Source organism: Janthinobacterium sp. HH106 (assembly GCF_001758725.1).
In the GTDB taxonomy this organism is placed as follows: Bacteria; Pseudomonadota; Gammaproteobacteria; order Burkholderiales; family Burkholderiaceae_D; genus Janthinobacterium.
Genome location: NZ_LRIC01000030.1, coordinates 90,855 through 110,745, shown reverse-complemented (window position 1 = coordinate 110,745; position 19,891 = coordinate 90,855). Strand labels below are relative to the sequence as shown.

Below are 19,891 nucleotides of genomic sequence, written 5' to 3'. Positions count from 1 at the left end.
ATGCGGCACAATGCACCCCATCACTTATGCATTCAAGGACAACCCCCATGCTGTATATCGGTCTGATGTCTGGCACCAGCCTCGATGGCGTCGATGGCGCGCTGGTCGACTTTTCCGACGATGGCGGCACGCGCAGCCTGGGCGACGCCTACATTCCCTTTCCCGCCAGCCTGCGCGCCGACCTGATGGCCTTGCAAAGTGCCGGCCAGAATGAAATCGAACGCGAAGCGCTGGCGGCCAATCAGCTCGTGCGCCACTACGCCGACTGCGTCGCCCTGCTGTTGAGCGACGCGGGCATCGGCCCGGACGCCATCGCCGCCATCGGCGCGCATGGCCAGACCATCCGCCACCGCCCCGAGCTGGGCTTTACGCGCCAGTTGAACAACCCGGCCCTGCTGGCGGAACTGACGGGCATCGACGTCATCGCCGACTTGCGCAGCCGCGACGTGGCGGCCGGCGGCCAGGGCGCGCCGCTGGTGCCCGCTTTTCACCAGGCCATTTTCAACTTGCCCGGCCACACGCGCGTGCTGGCCAATATCGGCGGCATCAGCAATATCAGCGTGCTGCACGCGGACGGCGCGGTAACGGGCTACGACACGGGTCCCGGCAATGCGCTGATGGACGGCTGGGCCTTGCGGCATCTGGGCCAGCCGTATGATGCCAACGGCGCCTGGGCCGCCACGGGCAAAGTCTTGCCTGCCCTGCTGGCGGATTTGCTCGACGATCCCTATTTTGACTTGCCGGCGCCGAAAAGCACGGGCCGCGACCTGTTCCACGCGGATTGGCTGCAAGGCAAGCTGGCGAATCACTGTGGCGCCCAAGCCGCCGACGTGCAGGCGACCTTGACGCAGCTGACGGCCGTCAGCCTGGCGCAGGCCATCGCGCGCGACGGAGCGCAGGCGGAAACCGTGTATGTGTGCGGCGGCGGCGCGCAGAACGCCAGCCTGATGGCGGCGCTGGCCCGGGAATTGCCGGGCATGGCGGTGGAGTCGACGGAGGCCTTGGGCGTGGCGCCCAGCCAGGTCGAGGCACTGGCGTTTGCCTGGCTGGCCTGGCGCTTTACTCAGCGCAAGCCGGGCAACTTGCCGGCCGTGACGGGTGCGCAGGGCTTGCGGGTGCTGGGCGCGCTCTACCCGCGCTAAGCGGGCGCAGAAACACAAATAGCGGATCGATGATCCGCTATTTTTATATTGCGCCTGTAAACTGGCGCGCCTGAAAAACGTTCAGGGCAAGGCGCATTGCCAAAGACAGTACGAAGAGTACGGCGAGGCAATGCAACGCCGCCATGGACGTTTTCTCAGGTGTGCCAGCTTATACCGAGAACGACGAACCGCAACCGCAGGTGGAGGTAGCCGTCGGATTCTTGATCACGAACTGCGCGCCTTCCAGGTCATCCTTGTAGTCGATTTCCGCGCCGACCAGGTACTGGTAGCTCATGGAGTCGATCAACAGCTGGACGCCGTTCTTGACCATGGTGGTGTCATCTTCGTTGACGATTTCGTCAAAGGTGAAGCCATACTGGAAGCCGGAACAGCCGCCGCCCTGCACGAAGACGCGCAATTTCAGGTCGGGATTGCCTTCTTCTTCGATCAGCTGCGCGACTTTTTCAGCGGCGCTATCGGTAAAGATGATAGGCGAAGGGATCACATCTTGCATTTCAGCGACTGCATTCATTTCAGACTCCTCAGAAAACATAGCCTCATTATAGACTGTTGGCACAACTCGCGCTGCGGCGGCCGCAGAGGCGGTTGGCCGGTGTTGTTCCTGCTCACATTTCCGATACGGCCAGGTGCAGCACGGGGTCGGCGCTGTCGTGGCGGCTGAGCTTGCCCTGCACCAATGCGCCGCTGTGCATTTCCAGCACCTTGTAATAGACCTCTCCTACAATGCGGGCTTTGGGCTGGATTTCAAGCATTTCGGACACATACACAGGGCCATTGATCTCGCCGCTGACAACCAGGCTCGAGCAGCGCACCTCGCCATCGATGCGCCCTGCCTCGCCCAGCACTATATGCGTGGGCTCGCCCGCCTCGCCCGTGACGTTGCCGCGCACATGGCCATCGATGCGCAAGCCGCCGCAAAACAGCAAGTCGCCTTCGATCCGCGTGGAAGCGCCAATCAGGGTGTCGATGGGGTTTTTCGCGTTGCGCTCGAACATGAACGTCATCCTGTTGGTATACGTGGCAGTCCAATTTAGCACAGGTCCGGCAAAAAGGCGCCGGACCCGCGCAAGCACGGCTGCCTATTTTTACGGCAGCAAGGCGATATGTTGCAAACCTGCCGTTTCTTTCAAGCCAAACATCAAGTTCATGCACTGCACGGCCTGGCCCGAAGCGCCCTTGACCAGGTTATCCTGCACCACCAGCACGATGACGGTATTGCCGCCTTCAGGGCGGTGCAAGGCCAGGCGCAGCATGTTCGAGCCGCGCGTGGAACGGGTTTCCGGGTGCGAGCCGAATGGCATCACGTCGACGAAAGGCTCGTCCTTGTATTGCGTTTCGAACAAGGCTTGCAATTCTTCATTGCTGACATCCTTGTTCAGCTGCGCGTACAGGGTCGAATGCATGCCGCGGATCATCGGCACCAGATGCGGCGTGAAGGTCAGCGCCACTTTCTCATCCGTGAAACGCTGCAGTTGCGCCGTCGTTTCCGGCAGGTGTCGGTGGCCTGCCACGCCATAGGCCTTGAAGCTGTCGCTGCTTTCCGAGAACAGGATGCCGATTTCCGCCTTGCGGCCGGCGCCGGACACGCCCGACTTGCAGTCGGCGATCAAGCCGCCCGCATTGACCAGACCCGCCTTGAGCAGCGGGTAAAAGCCCAGCTGCATGGTGGTCGGGTAGCAACCGGGGTTGGCGATCAGCCTGGCCTGCTTGATGTCTTCGCGGTTCAGTTCCGGCAAGCCATACACGGCCTCGGCTATCAGCTCGGGGGCCGTGTGGGGAATCTTGTACCACTGCTCGAACTTGGCCTGGTCTTTCAGGCGGAAGTCAGCGGCCAGGTCGATGACTTTCACGCCGGCGGCCAGCAGGGCTGGAGCTTGCGCCATCGCAACACCATGCGGGGTCGCGAAGAAGACCACGTCGCACTGCTCCAGGTTCGCCTTGTCCGGCGAGGAAAACGCCAGCTTGACGTGGCCACGCAGGGAAGGATACATGTCGGCAACGGGCAAGCCATCTTCCTTGCGCGAGGTAATCGCCGTCAACTCGACATCTGGATGGGTAGCGAGCAAGCGCAGCAACTCCACGCCCGTGTATCCAGTGCCGCCGACGATGCCAACTTTGATCATGTTCTTTCCTTGTGTATAGATTGCATAAAGATGAAGGGAAACGCTCCCCCTGCGGGTTTTCCGCGTATTTTACAGCGCAACGCAGAGTCACGCTGAAATGCAAAAAAGCCGCGGGACCGAAGTCCAGCGGCTTTTCGACCAGCACCCCGCAAGGTGCTGTAGCGTAGAAATTAACGCTTCGAGAATTGCTTTGCGCGACGTGCTTTGCGCAGACCAACTTTTTTACGCTCGACTTCACGTGCATCGCGGGTCACGAAGCCGGCTTTCGCCAGTTCCGGTTTCAACGCTGCATCGTAGTCGATCAGAGCGCGGGTGATGCCGTGACGAACTGCACCAGCCTGGCCCGACTCACCGCCGCCATGGACGTTGACTTTGATGTCGAAACGCTCGACATTGCCGGTCAGTTCCAGAGGTTGACGGATGACCATCAGACCCGTTTCGCGCGAAAAGTATTCGTTTGCTGGTTTGCCGTTAACAACGATCAAGCCTGTGCCAACTTTGATAAAAACCCGAGCCACTGCACTTTTGCGACGGCCGGTTCCATAATTGTAATTACCGATCATGTCAGTTCCTTAGAGAACAAGTGCTTTAGGTTGCTGAGCAGCGTGCGGATGGGAACCTTCCGCGTACACTTTCAGCTTCTTGATCATTGCGTAGCCGAGTGGGCCTTTAGGCAGCATGCCCTTGACCGCTTTCTCAAGCGCGCGACCTGGAAAACGCTGTTGCATTTTCTGGAAGTTGGTTTCGTAGATGCCGCCTGGATAGCCAGAGTGACGGTAGTAAATTTTCTCAGTAGCTTTGGTACCGGTCACACGCAGTTTGCCTGCGTTGATGACGACGATGAAGTCGCCGGTATCGACGTGAGGAGTAAATTCTGGTTTGTGTTTGCCGCGCAGTCGGAGTGCCACTTCGCTGGCAACACGTCCGAGGACTTTGTCCGTCGCGTCAACCACGAACCAATCGCGCTGGACTTCATGTCCTTTAGCGGAAAATGTTTTCATGTTGACTTCCTAATAGATTACACGCTCAAATGGTGGTTCCGCCGATGTTGCTGTGCGGACTCTGCCTTATTTACTTTTCCTGAGCGAACGGAAAGCCGACAAGTATAAGCGGCTTTGCCCTGCCGCGTCAAGCCGCAATACAGCCCGGCTGCGGGCTGGCGGCCGGCACATGGATGAGCATTCCTCTATTACAATACAAAACGCTTACAATTTTCGGAGAGTACGATGGAATGCAAAGTCAGCTGGAATGGCCCGTCGGGCATGAGTTTTCGGGCAGAAACCGGTTCCGGCCACCTGGTGACCATGGATGGCGCGCCCGATGGCGGCGGCCACAACCTGGCGCCACGCCCCATGGAAATGGTCTTGCTGGGCACGGGCGGCTGCACCGCCTATGACGTGGTGCTGATCCTGAAACGGGGCCGCGAAGCCGTCAACGGCTGCGAAGTGACCCTGAAGGCCGAGCGCGCCGACACCGATCCGAAAGTCTTTACCAAGATCCACTTCCACTTCACGGTACGGGGCAAGGCCCTGAAACCGACGGCCGTGGAACGGGCCGTTTCATTGTCGCATGACAAATATTGCTCGGCGTCGATCATGCTGGCGAAAACTGCGGAAATTACGCATTCCTTCGAAATCATCGAGGAGTAGGTCGGATTAGCGCGTGAGCGCGTAATCCGACGACACCCGTAACGCCAACAATGTGTCGGATTACGCGCGGCATTGCCGCGCTAATCCGACCTACAAGTAATACGCCGTCTTGGTCATGACCTTCCCCATCAGGCCCATCAACGCCTTCACGGGCGCTGGCGTATCGATGGCGCCCAATCGCTGGGCGGCGGCGCCGTGTTCCACCTCGTCGATGGCCATCTGCTTGACGATGGCGCGCGACTTGGCATCCTGCGGCGGCAATTCCTGCAGGTGGCTGGCCAGGTGCGCTTCCACCTGGCGTTCCGTTTCCACCACAAAACCCAGGCTGCGGCCGTCGCCCATGCGCGCGGCGATGGTGCCCAGCGCAAACGAACCCGCATACCACAAGGGATTGAGCAGGCTCAGACGCGAGCCCAGCTCCGTCAGGCGCTGCGCCGTCCAGGCCAGGTGGTCTTCCTCTTCGCGTCCCGCCTCGTCGAACTGGGCGCGGATGGCCGGGCTGTGCGCATAGCGCGCCTGCGAGTTGTACAAGGCTTGCGCGCACACTTCGCCCACATGGTTGACGCGCATCAAGCCGGCGCTGTGACGCTGCTCGGCCGGGCTCAGCTCCGCATCGGGCGCATGCGCGGCCGGCGTGGGGCGCGAGGCCGAAGCCACGCCCGCGATGACGCGCAAGGCCTTGTCGGCGCCAACAATCAAACGATCCAGGGGGTCAAAGTGGCGGTTCGCGGTCATCGTGAGCTATTCATGTAAGGGAAAACATGAATTATAGGACGATCAGGGCCAGCCGTCCCCACGCCGCGCGCGGGCCGAACGGGGCTTTATTGACCTGTGCGCGCTTTTTCCTGCTCGATCCAGTCCACCACGGGGCCGACGGCATCGAGCCCGGACAGGCTTTTCGCCACGCCCAGGTTCAGTGAAACCAGGAAAGAAATACTGTCGACGGGAATGTCCGGGCAATGCTGGGCAAACGCGGCGCGAAAACGCTCCGATTGCAGCACGCGCAAGACTTTCTCGCCGCTCATGAATTGCAGCACGCTGGCGATGCTGTGCCCGCCGCCTAGCGAGTGGTAAATAAAACGGTTGTACTTCGCGTCGATCTGCTTGAAATCGAGGGTTTGCTCCGTCATCAGGCCAGCCAGATAGTACAGCCCCAGGCTGACGCGGAAGAAACCGATGGCTTCGGCACTGGTCATGCCAGCGCGCGCCACGGCCAATACCTTGTCCTGCATCGCCTGATCGATCGTTTGCATTACGCTCTCCCGCGCCGTCCGCCGGCGCCACCGGGCCAGCTTGCATGAAGATGCTGTTTTTTTCAATAGACCAAACGATATTTCCACCTTGCAAGTTACATTTTTTGCATGCTACTCTCGTTGTTCACCGTTGAATGGATGAAACACATGATAGAGGTCAAGCACCTGGCAAAACGTTTCCGCATGCCGCCCCACAAGGGCAAGGGCGTGCACGTGAGCGATCCGCGCGAACATGAGGGCTGGTTCCACGCCGTGCGCGACGTCAGTTTCAGCTGCGCCCCCGGCGAAGTGCTGGGCTTGCTGGGCCCGAATGGCGCCGGCAAGACGACCACCCTGCGCCTGCTGTCGACGGCCTTGCAGGCGGACGCGGGCAGCGCCCTCGTCAATGGCGTCGACGTGCTGCGCCAGCCGCTGGTGGCGCGCCAGAGCATCGGTTTTTTGTCCGGCTCGACGGGTTTGTACGGCCGGCTGACGGCGCGCGAGAACGTGGAATACTTTGGCCGCCTGCATGGCATGCCGGCCGACAAGCTGAAACGCCGCTGCGACGAACTGTTTTCCCTGCTGCACATGGAGGAATACGGCGGCAAGCGGGCCGATCAATTGTCGACGGGCATGAAACAGAAGTGCGCGATCGCCCGCACCGTCGTGCACGAGCCGCAAGTGGTCATCCTCGACGAGCCGACCACGGGCCTGGACGTGATGTCGGCCAAGATCCTGCTCGACTTCATCGCCAGCTACAAGGCGCTGCGCGTGCCGCTGATCTTTTCCACGCACCACCTGCACGAGGTGGAAAAGCTGTGCGACCGCGTCTGCATCATCAACCGCGGCACCACCGCCTTCCATGGCACGGTCGACGAACTGCGCCACATGGGCGGCAGTACCGATCTGTACGACGCCTTTGTCAGCGTCATCAACCAGGGAGCCTGAGCCATGTGGACCATTTATCTGAAAGAGTTGCTGGAACTCACGCGCGACCGCAAGACGCTGATTTTCACCATCCTCATCCCCATCTTTGCCATGCCGCTGATCTTTGGCGGCTTCGCTTATGTTTCCAGCAATATGTTCAAGAACGCCAAGACGGCGGAACTGCGCTACGCGCTGTTCGGCAAGGACCATTCGCCGGGCCTGAGCGCGCGGTTTGCGCAGCAGCACAACCTGCGCGAAGTACCGCTGGCCAGCGAGGCGGACATCCGCCGCGCCATCGGCGACGATACCATCAAGTTTGCCGTCGTCATCCCGCCGCATTTTGAACAAGCGCTGAAGCAGCAGGCGCAAGCCAAGGTGACCCTGCACTACAACAGCGCCAGCTCGGTGGACGTGACGCACCAGCGCGTGCGCGAAATCGTCGACGCCTACAACGCCAGCCTGCGCGAAGGAGCCTTGTCCGCCCTGAACCTGAGCCCTGCCCAGCTGGCCTATGCGCTCAATCCCATCGTGCTCGACAAGCAATCGACGGCCAACGAGCGCGAACAGATGGGCGCCATCATCGGCGGCATGGTGCCGTATCTGCTGCTGATGGTGTGCCTGACGGCAGCCATGTATCCGGCCATCGACCTGGGCGCCGGCGAAAAGGAACGGGGCACGCTGGAAACCCTGCTGCTGGCGCCCGTGCCGCGCAGCGCCATCGTGCTGGCCAAGTTCCTCGTGCTGTTTACGGTGGGCATGACCTCCGCCGTGCTGATGGTGGGCAGCATGGGCGTCCTGCTGGCCATCTTCGGCAGCTCGCTGGAAGGCCACATGGCCATCCTCGTGCACAGTATCGGCTTGCCCGACCTGGCCATGGTGACCCTGATGCTGGTGCCGACGGCCGCCATCTTCGCCTCGCTGCTGCTGTCGATCTCGATCTACGCGAAGAGCTACAAGGAGGCGGCCGGCATGATCACGCCGCTGATGCTGTTTGTCATCCTGCCCACGGTGACGGCCATGCTGCCCGGCGTCGAGCTGAACTGGATGTGGGCCATGGTGCCGCTGACGAACGTGTCGCTGGCCATGAAGGAACTGGTGAAAGGCACCATGGATTACCGCATGTTCGGCGTGATCCTGGCCTCGACGACGGTGATCGCCGGCGCGCTGCTGATGCTGTGCCGCTGGTGGTTTAACCGGGAATCGGTTTTGTTCCGTAACTGACACTCTCGTGGCGCGGCCGACAAGACCAGGACCGGCCCGCCATCCGCCCTCGCCAACTGCACTCTGGGCACGCGAAAATGCCGTGTATCGCATGCAACTGCCCAGTGCGTCCTAAATTCAATACAATGCCAGCATAGAGTAGCCCTGTCGCATCGGGCAGCAACACATGAGTTAGGAGTTGTATGGAATTGCAGATCCGTAAATTGTCGAAGACCTACGCGAATGGCGTGGTGGCGCTGGACAACGTTTCGCTGACGATACCGCCCGGGATGTTCGGCTTGCTGGGCCCGAACGGCGCCGGCAAATCGACCCTGATGCGCACCCTGGCCACCTTGCAGGAATGCGATTCCGGCTCCATCTTCTTCGGCGACTACGACGTGCTCGACGACAAGGACGAGATCCGCCGCATGCTGGGCTACCTGCCGCAGGACTTCGGCCTGTACCCGAAAGTGACGGCCTACGAGCTGCTCGACCACTTCGCCATGTTAAAAGGCTTGTCGCAGCGGGCGCGCCGGCGCGAAGTCGTCGATGGGCTATTGCAGCAAACCAATCTGTTCGACGTGCGCCACCAGCGCCTGGGCGGCTTTTCCGGCGGCATGCGCCAGCGCTTCGGCATCGCGCAAGCCCTGCTGGGCGACCCGAAACTGATCATCGTCGACGAGCCGACGGCCGGCCTCGACCCGCAGGAGAGAGTCCGCTTCCACAATCTGCTGTCCGACATCGGCGAAGACAAGACGGTGATCCTGTCGACCCACATCGTGTCCGACGTGGCCGACCTGTGCGCCAACATGGCCATCATCAACAAGGGCCATTTGCTGCTGTGCGGCAAGACCCAGGAACTGATCGATGAAGTCAGCTGCAAGATCTGGGCGCGCTTCGTCGAAAAGAAAGAACTGGCCAGCTTCCAGCAGCGCCACGCCGTCATTTCCACGCGCTTGCTGTCGGGCCGCACCCTGATCCACGTCTACAGCGACGACGACCCGGGCGACGGCTTCGAGGAAGCCATCGGCGACCTGGAAGACCTGTATTTCGCCACCATTGCCGGGCGCCACCGCGTCGCCCCGCAATGCGACTGAGGGGGCGGCCATGTTTGCCATCGCCCGCTTTGAAGCACGACAGCGGCTCAAGCTGCTGTCGACCTGGGTGTATTTCGCCATGTTCCTGGCGCTGGCCATGCTGTGGATGGCGGCCGCCGGCGGCGTCTTCAAGGAAGCGAGCATCAGTTTCGGCGGCAAGTTCCTGATCAACGCCCCCCGTTCGCTGGCGTTCACGTGCAGCCTGCTGGGCTGCTTCGGCGCCGTGGTGGTGGCCGCCATGATGGGCCGCTCGGTGCAGCAGGATTTCGAATACGGCATGCAGCATTTCTTCTTCAGCGCACCGATCAAAAAATACCAGTACGTCTTCGGCCGCTTCCTCGGCGCCTACCTGGTGCTGGCGGTGGTGTTTTCCAGCATCGTGATCGGTGCCTGGCTGGGCGCCTGGCTGCCCGGCATCGATCCCGAACGGCTGGGGCCGCAACGGGCGCTGGCCTACCTGATGCCCTACGTCTTTACCCTGCTGCCCAACCTGTTCATCTTCGGCGCCATCTTCTTCGTCATCGCGGCCCTGACGCGGCGCATGCTGCCCGTGTACATCAGCTCGGTAGTCATGCTGATCGGCTACCTGGTGGCGCCGTCGCTGGCGCGCGACCTCGACTACAAGACCCTGGCCGCCCTGATCGATCCTTTCGGCACCACGGCGCTGATACGCCTGACGGAATACTGGCCGAACGCGGAACGCAACACGCGCCTGGTAACGCTGGAAGGCGTGTACCTGCTGAACCGCGCCATCTGGTCCGGCTTCGCCCTCGTGGCCTTGCTGCTCGGCTACTGGCGCTTCCAGTTCCACGCGACGACGGACGCGGGCGCCGCCCGGCGCCGCAGCGAGGGCGAGGCGCCGCAGCGCCTGTCGAACGCTTCGCTGTCCACGCAGGAAACGCCGGACTTCGCGCAGCGCAACCTGGCCGTCCTGCTCCTCAAGATGAGCTGGCTGAACCTGCGCGAGACCATCAAGAACATCTATTTCGTCGTCATCGTGCTGGCCGGCGTGCTGACCATGTATGCGGGCGCGCTGGACATGGGCTCCATCTACGGCACGAATACCTATCCCGTGACGGAAAAGGTGCTGGACATGGTCAGCGCCTCGTTCGCCCTGTTCATGCTGATCATTACCACCTTCTACGCGGGCGAGCTGGTGTGGCGCGAACGGGAAGCGGGCACGCATCTGATGCTCGACGCCCTGCCCGTGCCGAACTGGCTGCCCCTGCTGTCGAAACTGTGTGCGCTGGTCGGCCTGCAAGCCTTGCTAAGCCTGGTCATCATGCTGTGCGGCATGTCGATCCAGGTCTTCAAGGGCTATTACCGCCTCGACCCCGGCCTGTACGTGGAATCGCTGTTCCTGTCGCACCTGCCCTACTATGCGCTGGTCGCCGTGCTGGCCATCTTCGTGCAAGTGCTGATCAATCAGAAATACCTGGCGTATTTCGCCATGATTCTGTACCACATCGCCAGCATCAGCTTTTCCTCGCTGGGCCTCGGCGACCCGCTGCTGCTGTACGGCAGCACGCCGGAGGTCGTGTATTCGGCCATGAACGGCGCCGGCCACTTTGTGTTGCGCGAGCGCTGGTACTTGCTGTACTGGAGCGGCGCGGCCGTCATGCTGACGGTGCTGTCGCTGCTGTTCTGGCCCCGCGGCGCGCAGGACAGCTGGCGCATCCGCCTGCGCCTGGCGCGCCACGGCCTCACGCATGGCGTGCTGGCCAGCTTTGCCGGCGGCGCCCTGATCTTCGTCGGCGCCGGCGGCGTGCTGTTTTACGTGTTCCACGTGGCCAACGATTACCAGTCCGAATTTTCCCGCGATGCGGACCGCGCCAGCATCGAGCGCCAGTACCGCAAGTTTGCCGCCACGCCGCAGCCGAGAATCACCGACGTGAAACTCGACGTGGCCATCTACCCGGCGCAGCGCACCTTGGCCGTCACGGGCCGCTATCTGCTGCAAAACAAGACCAGCCTGCCGATCAGCCACATTTTTGTGCAACAAGACCCGACGGCCACCATGCGCCTGCGTTTCGATACGCGCGTGCATCCCGGCCTCGATGACGGCAAGCTGGGCTTTTACAGCTACCGCCTGGCCGCGCCGCTGGCGCCGGGCGCCACCCTGGGCCTCGATTTCGACATCCGCTATGCGCCGCGCGGCATCTTCGGCCTGGGCCAGGATACGCCCGTGGTGGCCAACGGCACTTTCTTCACGAATGCCGTGCTGCCGCACATCGGTTACCAGCCGCAGCAGGAATTGACGGACCCGCGCGACCGCAAGAAACACGGCTTGCCCGCGCGCGAACGGGCCTTGCCGCGCGATGATGCGAAGGGATTGGCCGACAATTACGTCAGCAACGACGCCGACCGCATCAACTTTGACGCCACCGTCAGCACCGTCGACGGCCAGACGGCCATCGCGCCGGGCATGCTGGACAACGACTGGATCGCCAAGGGCCGCCATTACTTCCATTACACGATGGACCAGCCGATCCTGAACTTCTACGCGTTCCAGTCGGCCCGCTACGCCGTCAAGCACGAGCGCTGGCAAGACGTGGCCATCGACGTGTATTACCATCCTGGCCATGAATACAACCTCGAGCGTTTCGTGCGCGGCAGCAAGGAAGCGCTCGAGTACTACACGAAGAACTTCGGCCCCTACCAGCACAAGATCCTGCGCATCGTCGAATTCCCCCGCTACGCCACGTTTGCGCAATCGTTCCCGAACACGATACCGTACTCGGAAGGCCTGGGTTTTATTGCCAAGGTGGACGACAAGAACCCGAAGGACATCGACTATCCGTTCTACATCACGGCGCATGAAGTGGCGCACCAGTGGTGGGCGCATCAACTGGTGGGCGGCAATACGCGGGGCGCCACCGTGCTCAGCGAAACCCTGGCCGAATATTCGGCCCTGATGGTGATGAAGAAGACCGTGGGACCGGCCAAGATGCGCCGTTTCCTGCGCTATGACCTGAATCAATACCTGATGGGTCGCAGCGAAGAGCGCAAGAAGGAATTGCCGCTGGCCGAGAATGAAAACCAGGCCTACATCCACTATCACAAGGGCAGCCTGGCCATGTACTTGCTGCAAGACATCATCGGCGAGGACAAGGTCAACGGCGTGCTGCGCGAGCTGCTCAAGACCTACGGCCAGAAAGGCCCGCCGTATGCGAGCGTGACGGCACTTGTCCAGGGCTTGCGCCAGGTCACGCCGCCCGAGCAGGCTTACCTGATCGACGACCTGTTCGAGAAAATCGTGCTGTTCGACAACCGCGCCCTGTCGGCCACGGCCACGAAACGCAGCGATGGCAAGTACGCCGTCACCATGAAGGTGCAGGCAAGCAAATTGACGGCCGGCGAACAGGGCGAGGAACACGACGCACCGCTGCATGACTGGATCGAGATCGGCGTCGACGACGCGAATGGCCATCCGCTGCTGCGCGAACGCCTGCGCATGACGGCCCGTGAAGCGAGCTACACCGTCATCGTCGGCAGCCGCCCCGGCAAGGCGGGCATCGATCCGGACAACAAACTGATCGACCGCAAGCCCGATGACAATATGGTCACCGTCGAGCTCGACGAACCATGACGAAAAATGGCCGCCCGTTGATGGGCGGCCATTTTTTTGCGTGTCACACGGGAATCAGGCTGCGGCGCAGCGCGTCACCAGGCTCAGGCTGATGCCCATTTCCGTCAGGTGCTGCATGTCGGCCAGGCTCAAGTCGAGCGGCGCGTCGACCGTGTCGTCGCCATTCAGCTCCAGTTGCAGCTCGGCCACGATGCGCGGCATGGTGAACGTCACGCCGCGCGAACGGCATTCGGCCAGGTAGCTGCGTATGCGCGAGGGCAACACTTGCGATTTGGGCGCCTGTGCGATCAGCACGTCGAAGCCGGAATCGAGATGCACGCGATTCGCGCCCTTCGCCTCGCCCTTGCGCCATTGCCGCTCCGGATCGGTAGGCAAGACTTCGAGGATGGATTTGAGCGTGGGGTCATCCCCATGCACGCACAGCTTCGCCATATTCATATTGCAAGACTTTCTAGTCAGGACGCCGCCAGGAAGGCGGCGCGATCATCAGACCGACAAGTCTACGCATGGAAGGCAAATATGTCCATACGGCAATATTTAGCATCCAACTCTAATAAGCTCTCATTTGTGCTGCATCAAACAGGCGGAACCAGCTTATTCCGCCTGCCACACACAATTACAGTGCCACGCCGCGGGCCTGCAAGGCGGCCCGCACGCCGGCGCCGTAGGCTGGGTCGGCCTGGTCGAAGTGAGCGAGCTGACGCTGCAAGGTTTCCGGCCGCACCTGACTCAGGGGGCCGGCCAGGTTGTCGAACAGGTTTTGCCTGGCCTGGGCCGACATCAAGCGAAACAGATTGCCGGCTTGCGTGTAATCGTCTTCCACGCCGCGCCCATCGTAGCGGGCCGCGCCGCCAGCCAGCGCCAGCTCCCCTTCGCCATGGCCCAGCCCTTGCGGCTGCGTGCCTGCCGCCGCCACGTTCGCGTAATTCTGCGCCGCGCCGCCATTGTGAATCGCCATGCCGCCATCGCGCTGCTGGTTATGGAAGGGGCAACGGGCCGCATTCACGGGCAAATGCTGGTGGTTCGTGCCGACGCGGTACAGCTGGGCGTCGTGGTAGGCGAACAAGCGGCCTTGCAGCATCTTGTCCGGCGAGTATCCCATGCCGGGCACGGCGTTGGCCGGCGAAAAGGCGGCTTGCTCGACTTCCGCGTGGTAATTGTCCGGGTTGCGGTTCAGCTCGAAAATACCGACGGGCAACAGCGGGAAGTCCGCGTGCGGCCACACCTTCGTCAGGTCGAACGGGTTCCAGCCCGTGCGCTGCTCCCAGGCATCGAGCTGCTCCTGCGTCGCCACCTGCAGCTTGACTTCCCACTGGGGGAAATCGCCGCGTTCGATGGCGCCGAACAGGTCGCGCTGGGCGTAGTCGGGATCGGCACCGGCCAGGCGGCCCGCTTCCGCCGCAGGCAAATTCTTGATGCCCTGGCGCGTCTTGAAGTGCCATTTCACGAACACGCGCTGGCCGTCCGCATTGATCAGGCTATACGTGTGGCTGCCGAAGCCGTCCATGTGGCGGTAGCCGTCCGGCGTGCCGCGGTCCGAGAACAGCATGGTGACCTGGTGCAGGCTTTCCGGCGCATGGCTCCAGAAGTCGAACATCATCTCGGCCGATTTCAGATTGCTTTGCGGATCGCGCTTTTGCGTGTGGACGAAATCGGGGAACTTGATCGGGTCCTTGATGAAGAACATCGGCGTGTTGTTGCCGACCAGGTCCCAGTTACCCTCTTCCGTATAAAAACGCACGGCGAAGCCGCGCGGGTCGCGTTCCGTATCCGCACTGCCGCGTTCGCCGCCGACGGTGGAGAAACGGGCGAAGGTGGCCGTCTGCTTGCCCACTTCACTGAACAGCTTGGCCTTGGTATAGCGCGAAATGTCGTGCGTGACGGTAAAGGTGCCGTAAGCGCCCGAGCCTTTGGCGTGCACGACGCGCTCGGGGATGCGCTCGCGGTTGAAATGCTGGAGTTTTTCGATCAGATGGAAGTCTTGCAGCAGCAGCGGGCCACGGGGACCGGCGCTGATGGAATTCTGGTTGTCGGCGACGGGGATGCCCGAGGCGGTACTGAATGGCGGCTGTTGGCTCATGACTGCTTTTCCTTCGTTGTTGACTGATGAAACCTAGTGTAACGAGGTCAACAACAAAGGAAAAGCTAATTGATTTTATCGAACTGATAGCTATTTACAATGCACAGCCGTGAGCATCGCACACGCCACCGAGTTCCGCCTGCAACTTCGCAGGCTGGCCCAGGAAGCCGCCGATATCGATCACGGACAGCTTGCCGCTGCCATCGTCGAGCACGAACGTGGGAAAGCCCTGCCCGCCCACCTGCGCCAGCAAGGCCCGGCTGGCGTCGATGTGCTGTTGCGTGGCAGCGCCCGCCTGCCGGGCATATTCCGCCCCGAATGCGGCCCCGTCCATGCCCAGCTCTTGCGCCAAGGACACCAGCACGGGCACGTCGGCGATGCGCAAGCCGTCCATGTAATGGGCGCGCTGCACGCGCTGCAGCATGTCCAGGCCCTTGCCGGCCAGCGATTCAGCCGCCAGGATGGCCGTGATCGGCGGTTCGGAATCCATCATGGCCGTCGTGTCGTTCAGCAAGCCGTTGATATAGGCGTCGCCGAAAGGCTGGCCCGACAATTGCTCGATGCGCCGGTCGTGCGGCAGCACATAGCCGCGCCAGGCGGGCGTGATCTGGCGGCGATTGCTGCCCGTCATCATGCCGCCGCCGTGGAACGCCACCGTCAGGCCGGGCACGGCGCGCGCCGCCTCGACCAGCGGCGCCGCTCCGTAGCACCAGCCGCACAGGGGGTCGAAAATGTAGTGCAATGTGGGCATGCCGGCCTTTCCGCTTACCATTTCATTTCACCCTTGGCCACCTTGGCGCTCGTTTCCAGCGCGCCATCGAGGCCGAGTTGCGGGTAGTGCTGTTTCATGGCGGCGATCAGGGCGGCCGAGTTGGCGGCCTTGGCCGTTTCCGCTTCAAACGTCACCAGGTAGTCGCGCGTAAAGCCGATGCTGTCGGGCGTCAGGGGCGAACCGACCTTGAAGTGGCCAGGCACGACGGTGACGGGCTGCAGCGCCGCGATGCCGTCGAGGGTCTTGAGCCAGTCCTGGCGCGATTGCAGGCTTTGCGTATCGGCCGTCCACACGTGCAAGTTACCAAACAGCACGACTCCGCCGACGACGGCCTTGATTGATGGAATCCACACATAGGTGCGCGCTGGCGTCGGGCCGGCGATATCGAGCGACTGGCCTTCCAGGCTGATGCGCTTGCCTTTCAAGGCTTCGGGAATGACGATGCCGTGCGGCGCATTGTCTTTCAGGATAGGCCCCCAGTAGGCGACCTTGGCGTCAGCCTTGCGGCGGATCTCGGCCACCGTTTCCGGCGTGGCGACGATCTTTGCCTTCGGGAAAGCTGCCTTGATCACATCGAGGCCAAAGTAAAAATCGGGGTCGCTGTGGCTGATGTACACGGTCGTCAGTTTCTTGCCGCTGGCGCGGATCTTCTCCACCAGCTTTTGCGCTTCGGCGCGCGAAAACTGCGCATCGATCAGCACGGCGTCATGCTTGCCCGCCACCAGCACGGAAGCGACGGGGAAAATCGCCGCTTCGCCCGGGTTGAAGACTTCCAGGGTCAAGGGGGCGCTGGCGGCGGCCGAGGCGGCGCCGGCGGCAAACAGGGTGGAAACAAGAACGCTGCTGATGGATTTGGAGAACATGATCTGCCTTCACAAAATGATTGGGATGACGGCATCTTACGTTGCTTGATTCGGTAGAAAAACTAGTTAAAACGCAATAGTTTGTTGCTCATTTCGATGCAATCTACCGATGGCGGGCACGGTACGGCGTATTTTTCCGGCGTAGACGTGCGCGAAAGCCACGCCGCTGCGGCGGTGTGGCGCCGTCACAAAACATGTCACAGCGTCATGAGGGTGTCACATTGGATTGCTATCTTGCTAGCTCTTTCAAACCTAGCCGGATGAACCACATGACACGCAGAAAAATTTCCGTCGCTGGCTGCAGCGTCGCCATCACCCTGATGCTGGCCGCCTGCGGCAGCGATGCAAAAAAAGAAGAGGTAGTGGCTGAAGCGCCGCCGAAAAACGTCATCTTCTTCCTCGGCGATGGCATGGGCCTGACCACCATGACGGCCGCGCGCATCTATTCGGTGGGCGAAGACGGTTCGCTGACCATGGACACCCTGCCGGAAACGGCCTTCGTCAAGACGTTCTCGAACGACGCGCAAGTGACCGACAGCGCGCCATCGATGGCCGCCTACATGACCGGCGTCAAGATGAACAATGAAGTCATCTCGATGTCGGCCAACACGGTCGCCATCGATCCGGGCACGGATGCGAACGGCAACAAGCTGGTCAATAAATGCGGCACCGGCAACGGCACGCCCGCCACCACCTTGCTGGAACTGGCCAAGGCCAAGGGCTTTGCCGCCGGCGTCGTCAGCACGGCGCGCGTGACGCACGCCACGCCGGCCGCGACCTACGCGCACATCTGCCACCGCGACCTGGAAAACGATATCGCCGCGGCCCTGGTGCCGGGCGGCACGGGCTACAACAGCGCACTGGGCACCACCGGCCTGGAAGTGGTCCTCGGTGGCGGCGCGCAATTCTTCAAACCGTTCAAGGATGGCGGCAAGCGTTCCGACGACCGCGACCTGGTGGCCGAACTGAAAGCGAAGAGTTACACGGTCGCCAACAACGCCACCGACTTCAAGGCCGTCGATCCGGCCAAGACGGACCGTTTGTTCGGCGTGTTCACTTCCAGCCACATGAGCTACGACCTGGACCGCGATGCGGCCAAGGAGCCTAGCCTGGCGGAAATGACCACCAAAGCCATGGACGTGCTGGCGAAGAACAAGAAGGGTTACTTCCTGATGGTCGAAGGCGGCCGCATCGACCATGCGCTGCACGAAACAACCGCCAAGAAAGCGCTGCAAGACACAGTCGCGTTCGACAACGCCATCAAGGCCGCCATCGAAAAAGCCAAGCTCACCGATCCGACCCTGGCCAATACCCTGATCGTCGTCACGGCCGACCATGACCATACCCTGGTGCTGAACGGCTACGCCAAGCGCACGGGCAAGACGGCTGCCGGCAACCCTGGCGTGCTGGGCGTGGTGAAGAACTACGTCACCGGCGCGGTCGAGAAAGACCTGGACGGCGCACCGTATTCGATCATCGGCTTCGGCAATGGCGAAAACCGCACGCAGTCGAGCCGCGCCGCCATGGCCAGCCTCGATGAAACCGTCACCAGCGCCAATACCTATCACCAGGAAGCGGTGATCCGCACCACGGCAGGCAATGAAACCCACGGCGGCACCGACGTCTTCCTGGGCGCCATCGGCAAGGGTTCGGAAACCTTCCTGGGCACCATCGACAACACCAAAGTATTCGGCCTGGTCAAGACCGCCGGCGGTCTGTAATCCCCAAGAGACAAGAATTGGACAAGCATATGAAACTCGCATTGAAACCCGCCCTGAAACTCTCCTTGCTGACCACGCTCGTGGCCGCCAGCGTCGCCAGCGCCTACGCCGCCGACGCGAAGAACGTCATCTTCTTCCTCGGCGACGGCATGGGCCCGTCCGTCGTGACGGCCGCGCGCATCTACCAGTACAAGGAAGACGGCAGCCTGACCATGGATACGCTGGAACGCACGGCGCGCATCAAGACGTTCTCGAACGATGCGCAAACGACGGACAGCGCGCCATCGATGGCCGCCTACATGACCGGCGTCAAGATGAACAATGAAGTCATCTCGATGGCGCAAGACACGATCGCCAAGGAACCCGGCCGCGATGCCAACGGCAACCTGGGCGTGGACAATTGCCCGGCCGGCGGCAAGACCGTGCCGACCATCCTGGAACTGGCGAAAGCCAAGGGCAAGGCCGTGGGTGCCATCACTACCACGGAACTGACGCACGCCACGCCGGCGACGACGTTCTCGCACATCTGCAACCGCAATGCGCAATACGCGATCGCCGCGCAAACGGCGCCAGGCGGCGCCGGCTACAACGCAGCCCTCGGCGATGGCGTCGACGTGCTGATGGGTGGCGGCCGCAACCACTTCACGCCTTGGTCGACGAGCAACAAATACGGCCGCGCCGATGGCCGCAACCTGCTGACGGAGTTTGCCGCCAAGGGCTACACCGTGGCCGCGACGAAAGCGGAAATGGCGGCCGCGCCGAGCGGCAAGAAATTCATCGGCCTGTACAGCACCCGCAGCCACCTCGAATATGAACTGGACCGTACGGCCACGCCGCCGCTGGGCGAAGGCGCGACCCAGCCTAGCCTGTCGGAAATGACGCTGAAAGCCATCGACTTGCTGTCGAAAAACACGAACGGCTACTTCCTGATGGTCGAAGGCGGCCGCATCGACCACGCCTTGCACGGCATCAATGCCAAGCGCGCGCTGACGGACACCATCGCCTTCGACGACGCCATCAAGGCGGCCATCGCCAAGATCAAGGAAACCGACCCGACCCTGGCCAATACCCTGATCGTCGTCACGGCCGACCATGACCACACGCTGGCCTTCAACGGCTACGGCAAGCGCGGCAACAATATCCTCGACATCAACCGCGGCTACAAGGATAACCAGCCAAGCAAGGATGCCGATGGCAACACCTACACCACTTTGGTATTCGGCAATGGCCCGAACCGCCCTGACTTGCGCAGCAACGTCGACAGCGCCACGGCGCTGAAAGACAACTACCTGCAAGAAACAGGCGTGCGCCTGGCCAGCGAAACCCATGGCGGCGGCGACGTCAAGCTGCTGGCCACGGGCGCCGGCGCGAAGACCTTCAAGGGCACCCTGGACAACACCAAGGTATTTGATTTGCTGAAGGCGGCCTTCGGCTTCTGATCCACATCAACACGGCAACCCCACCGGGGCGGATGG

The 19,891-nt window shown here is 61.9% G+C and carries 19 protein-coding genes; 8 read left to right on the top strand and 11 right to left on the bottom strand.

The genetic code is table 11. The features are described from left to right. Positions 1-47: 47 nt before the first annotated feature. Positions 48-1,142: an anhydro-N-acetylmuramic acid kinase gene (locus JAB8_RS13490; protein ID WP_070289998.1), complete on the top strand. Its 1,095-nt coding sequence runs from the start codon at positions 48-50 to the stop codon at positions 1,140-1,142. 169 nt (positions 1,143-1,311) lie between these two features. Here JAB8_RS13490 and erpA read toward each other — a convergent pair whose 3' ends face one another. From erpA to rplM, 5 genes are all read right to left on the bottom strand, one after another. Further along, positions 1,312-1,674: an iron-sulfur cluster insertion protein ErpA gene (erpA, locus tag JAB8_RS13485; RefSeq protein WP_029496047.1), complete on the bottom strand. Its 363-nt coding sequence runs from the start codon at positions 1,672-1,674 to the stop codon at positions 1,312-1,314. A 94-nt stretch (positions 1,675-1,768) separates the two neighbouring features. Then, positions 1,769-2,158: a polymer-forming cytoskeletal protein gene (locus JAB8_RS13480; protein ID WP_070290243.1), complete on the bottom strand. Its 390-nt coding sequence runs from the start codon at positions 2,156-2,158 to the stop codon at positions 1,769-1,771. A gap of 90 nt (positions 2,159-2,248) precedes the next feature. Next, on the bottom strand, positions 2,249-3,286 hold the full coding sequence (argC, locus tag JAB8_RS13475) for an N-acetyl-gamma-glutamyl-phosphate reductase (RefSeq protein ID WP_070222714.1): 1,038 nt from the start codon (positions 3,284-3,286) through the stop codon (positions 2,249-2,251). A 170-nt stretch (positions 3,287-3,456) separates the two neighbouring features. After that, positions 3,457-3,849, bottom strand: coding sequence for a 30S ribosomal protein S9 (rpsI, locus tag JAB8_RS13470; protein ID WP_010393285.1), 393 nt, complete (start codon positions 3,847-3,849; stop codon positions 3,457-3,459). A gap of 9 nt (positions 3,850-3,858) precedes the next feature. Further along, complete coding sequence (rplM, locus tag JAB8_RS13465; RefSeq protein ID WP_010393282.1) at positions 3,859-4,287, bottom strand: 50S ribosomal protein L13; 429 nt, start codon at positions 4,285-4,287, stop codon at positions 3,859-3,861. Positions 4,288-4,512: 225 nt separating this feature from the next. Between rplM and JAB8_RS13460 the strand changes: the two genes are divergently transcribed. Beyond that, a complete protein-coding gene (locus JAB8_RS13460; RefSeq protein ID WP_070289996.1) occupies positions 4,513-4,935 on the top strand; it encodes an OsmC family protein in 423 nt (140 codons plus the stop codon). Positions 4,936-5,025: 90 nt separating this feature from the next. Here the strand turns inward: JAB8_RS13460 and coq7 are convergent, their stop codons facing one another. After that, the gene (gene coq7 / locus JAB8_RS13455; RefSeq protein WP_070222718.1) at positions 5,026-5,670 is read right to left on the bottom strand and encodes a 2-polyprenyl-3-methyl-6-methoxy-1,4-benzoquinone monooxygenase; all 645 of its coding nucleotides are present in this window, start codon (positions 5,668-5,670) and stop codon (positions 5,026-5,028) included. 86 nt (positions 5,671-5,756) lie between these two features. Further along, the gene (locus JAB8_RS13450) at positions 5,757-6,188 is read right to left on the bottom strand and encodes a hypothetical protein (protein ID WP_070289994.1); all 432 of its coding nucleotides are present in this window, start codon (positions 6,186-6,188) and stop codon (positions 5,757-5,759) included. Positions 6,189-6,335: 147 nt separating this feature from the next. Between JAB8_RS13450 and JAB8_RS13445 the strand changes: the two genes are divergently transcribed. The 4 genes from JAB8_RS13445 to JAB8_RS13430 all read left to right on the top strand — a co-directional run bounded on the left by JAB8_RS13445 (position 6,336) and on the right by JAB8_RS13430 (position 12,980). Beyond that, on the top strand, positions 6,336-7,115 hold the full coding sequence (locus tag JAB8_RS13445) for an ATP-binding cassette domain-containing protein (protein WP_070289992.1): 780 nt from the start codon (positions 6,336-6,338) through the stop codon (positions 7,113-7,115). A 3-nt stretch (positions 7,116-7,118) separates the two neighbouring features. Then, on the top strand, positions 7,119-8,315 hold the full coding sequence (locus JAB8_RS13440; RefSeq protein WP_070222724.1) for an ABC transporter permease: 1,197 nt from the start codon (positions 7,119-7,121) through the stop codon (positions 8,313-8,315). Between the two features lie 182 nt (positions 8,316-8,497). Next, the gene (locus tag JAB8_RS13435; RefSeq protein WP_070222726.1) at positions 8,498-9,391 is read left to right on the top strand and encodes an ABC transporter ATP-binding protein; all 894 of its coding nucleotides are present in this window, start codon (positions 8,498-8,500) and stop codon (positions 9,389-9,391) included. A 10-nt stretch (positions 9,392-9,401) separates the two neighbouring features. After that, positions 9,402-12,980 carry a M1 family aminopeptidase gene (locus JAB8_RS13430; RefSeq protein WP_070290242.1) on the top strand — a complete coding sequence of 1,193 codons (3,579 nt, stop codon included), beginning with the start codon at positions 9,402-9,404 and terminating at the stop codon, positions 12,978-12,980. 54 nt (positions 12,981-13,034) lie between these two features. Here JAB8_RS13430 and JAB8_RS13425 read toward each other — a convergent pair whose 3' ends face one another. The 4 genes from JAB8_RS13425 to JAB8_RS13410 all read right to left on the bottom strand — a co-directional run bounded on the left by JAB8_RS13425 (position 13,035) and on the right by JAB8_RS13410 (position 16,695). Next, positions 13,035-13,418 carry a hypothetical protein gene (locus tag JAB8_RS13425; RefSeq protein ID WP_070222728.1) on the bottom strand — a complete coding sequence of 128 codons (384 nt, stop codon included), beginning with the start codon at positions 13,416-13,418 and terminating at the stop codon, positions 13,035-13,037. Positions 13,419-13,596: 178 nt separating this feature from the next. After that, positions 13,597-15,060, bottom strand: a complete 1,464-nt coding sequence (locus JAB8_RS13420; protein ID WP_070289990.1) for a catalase — start codon at positions 15,058-15,060, stop codon at positions 13,597-13,599. 94 nt (positions 15,061-15,154) lie between these two features. Beyond that, positions 15,155-15,811, bottom strand: coding sequence for a DsbA family protein (locus tag JAB8_RS13415; RefSeq protein ID WP_070289988.1), 657 nt, complete (start codon positions 15,809-15,811; stop codon positions 15,155-15,157). Positions 15,812-15,825: 14 nt separating this feature from the next. Then, positions 15,826-16,695, bottom strand: coding sequence for an MBL fold metallo-hydrolase (locus JAB8_RS13410; RefSeq protein ID WP_070289986.1), 870 nt, complete (start codon positions 16,693-16,695; stop codon positions 15,826-15,828). 320 nt (positions 16,696-17,015) lie between these two features. Here JAB8_RS13410 and JAB8_RS13405 point away from each other — a divergent pair, with 320 nt between their 5' ends. Together JAB8_RS13405 and JAB8_RS13400 are read left to right on the top strand one after the other, a co-directional pair. Beyond that, the gene (locus JAB8_RS13405; RefSeq protein WP_070290240.1) at positions 17,016-18,416 is read left to right on the top strand and encodes an alkaline phosphatase; all 1,401 of its coding nucleotides are present in this window, start codon (positions 17,016-17,018) and stop codon (positions 18,414-18,416) included. A gap of 29 nt (positions 18,417-18,445) precedes the next feature. Then, positions 18,446-19,855 carry an alkaline phosphatase gene (locus tag JAB8_RS13400; protein WP_071654413.1) on the top strand — a complete coding sequence of 470 codons (1,410 nt, stop codon included), beginning with the start codon at positions 18,446-18,448 and terminating at the stop codon, positions 19,853-19,855. The last annotated feature ends 36 nt before the right edge of the window (positions 19,856-19,891 follow it).

Coding starts and splice junctions, on each gene's coding strand:
- JAB8_RS13490 (WP_070289998.1), top strand. CDS start 48: ATGCTGTATATCGGTCTGATGTCTGGCACCAGCCTCGATGGCGTCGAT.
- erpA (WP_029496047.1), bottom strand. CDS start 1,674: ATGAATGCAGTCGCTGAAATGCAAGATGTGATCCCTTCGCCTATCATC.
- JAB8_RS13480 (WP_070290243.1), bottom strand. CDS start 2,158: ATGTTCGAGCGCAACGCGAAAAACCCCATCGACACCCTGATTGGCGCT.
- argC (WP_070222714.1), bottom strand. CDS start 3,286: ATGATCAAAGTTGGCATCGTCGGCGGCACTGGATACACGGGCGTGGAG.
- rpsI (WP_010393285.1), bottom strand. CDS start 3,849: ATGATCGGTAATTACAATTATGGAACCGGCCGTCGCAAAAGTGCAGTG.
- rplM (WP_010393282.1), bottom strand. CDS start 4,287: ATGAAAACATTTTCCGCTAAAGGACATGAAGTCCAGCGCGATTGGTTC.
- JAB8_RS13460 (WP_070289996.1), top strand. CDS start 4,513: ATGGAATGCAAAGTCAGCTGGAATGGCCCGTCGGGCATGAGTTTTCGG.
- coq7 (WP_070222718.1), bottom strand. CDS start 5,670: ATGACCGCGAACCGCCACTTTGACCCCCTGGATCGTTTGATTGTTGGC.
- JAB8_RS13450 (WP_070289994.1), bottom strand. CDS start 6,188: ATGCAAACGATCGATCAGGCGATGCAGGACAAGGTATTGGCCGTGGCG.
- JAB8_RS13445 (WP_070289992.1), top strand. CDS start 6,336: ATGATAGAGGTCAAGCACCTGGCAAAACGTTTCCGCATGCCGCCCCAC.
- JAB8_RS13440 (WP_070222724.1), top strand. CDS start 7,119: ATGTGGACCATTTATCTGAAAGAGTTGCTGGAACTCACGCGCGACCGC.
- JAB8_RS13435 (WP_070222726.1), top strand. CDS start 8,498: ATGGAATTGCAGATCCGTAAATTGTCGAAGACCTACGCGAATGGCGTG.
- JAB8_RS13430 (WP_070290242.1), top strand. CDS start 9,402: ATGTTTGCCATCGCCCGCTTTGAAGCACGACAGCGGCTCAAGCTGCTG.
- JAB8_RS13425 (WP_070222728.1), bottom strand. CDS start 13,418: ATGAATATGGCGAAGCTGTGCGTGCATGGGGATGACCCCACGCTCAAA.
- JAB8_RS13420 (WP_070289990.1), bottom strand. CDS start 15,060: ATGAGCCAACAGCCGCCATTCAGTACCGCCTCGGGCATCCCCGTCGCC.
- JAB8_RS13415 (WP_070289988.1), bottom strand. CDS start 15,811: ATGCCCACATTGCACTACATTTTCGACCCCCTGTGCGGCTGGTGCTAC.
- JAB8_RS13410 (WP_070289986.1), bottom strand. CDS start 16,695: ATGTTCTCCAAATCCATCAGCAGCGTTCTTGTTTCCACCCTGTTTGCC.
- JAB8_RS13405 (WP_070290240.1), top strand. CDS start 17,016: ATGCTGGCCGCCTGCGGCAGCGATGCAAAAAAAGAAGAGGTAGTGGCT.
- JAB8_RS13400 (WP_071654413.1), top strand. CDS start 18,446: ATGAAACTCGCATTGAAACCCGCCCTGAAACTCTCCTTGCTGACCACG.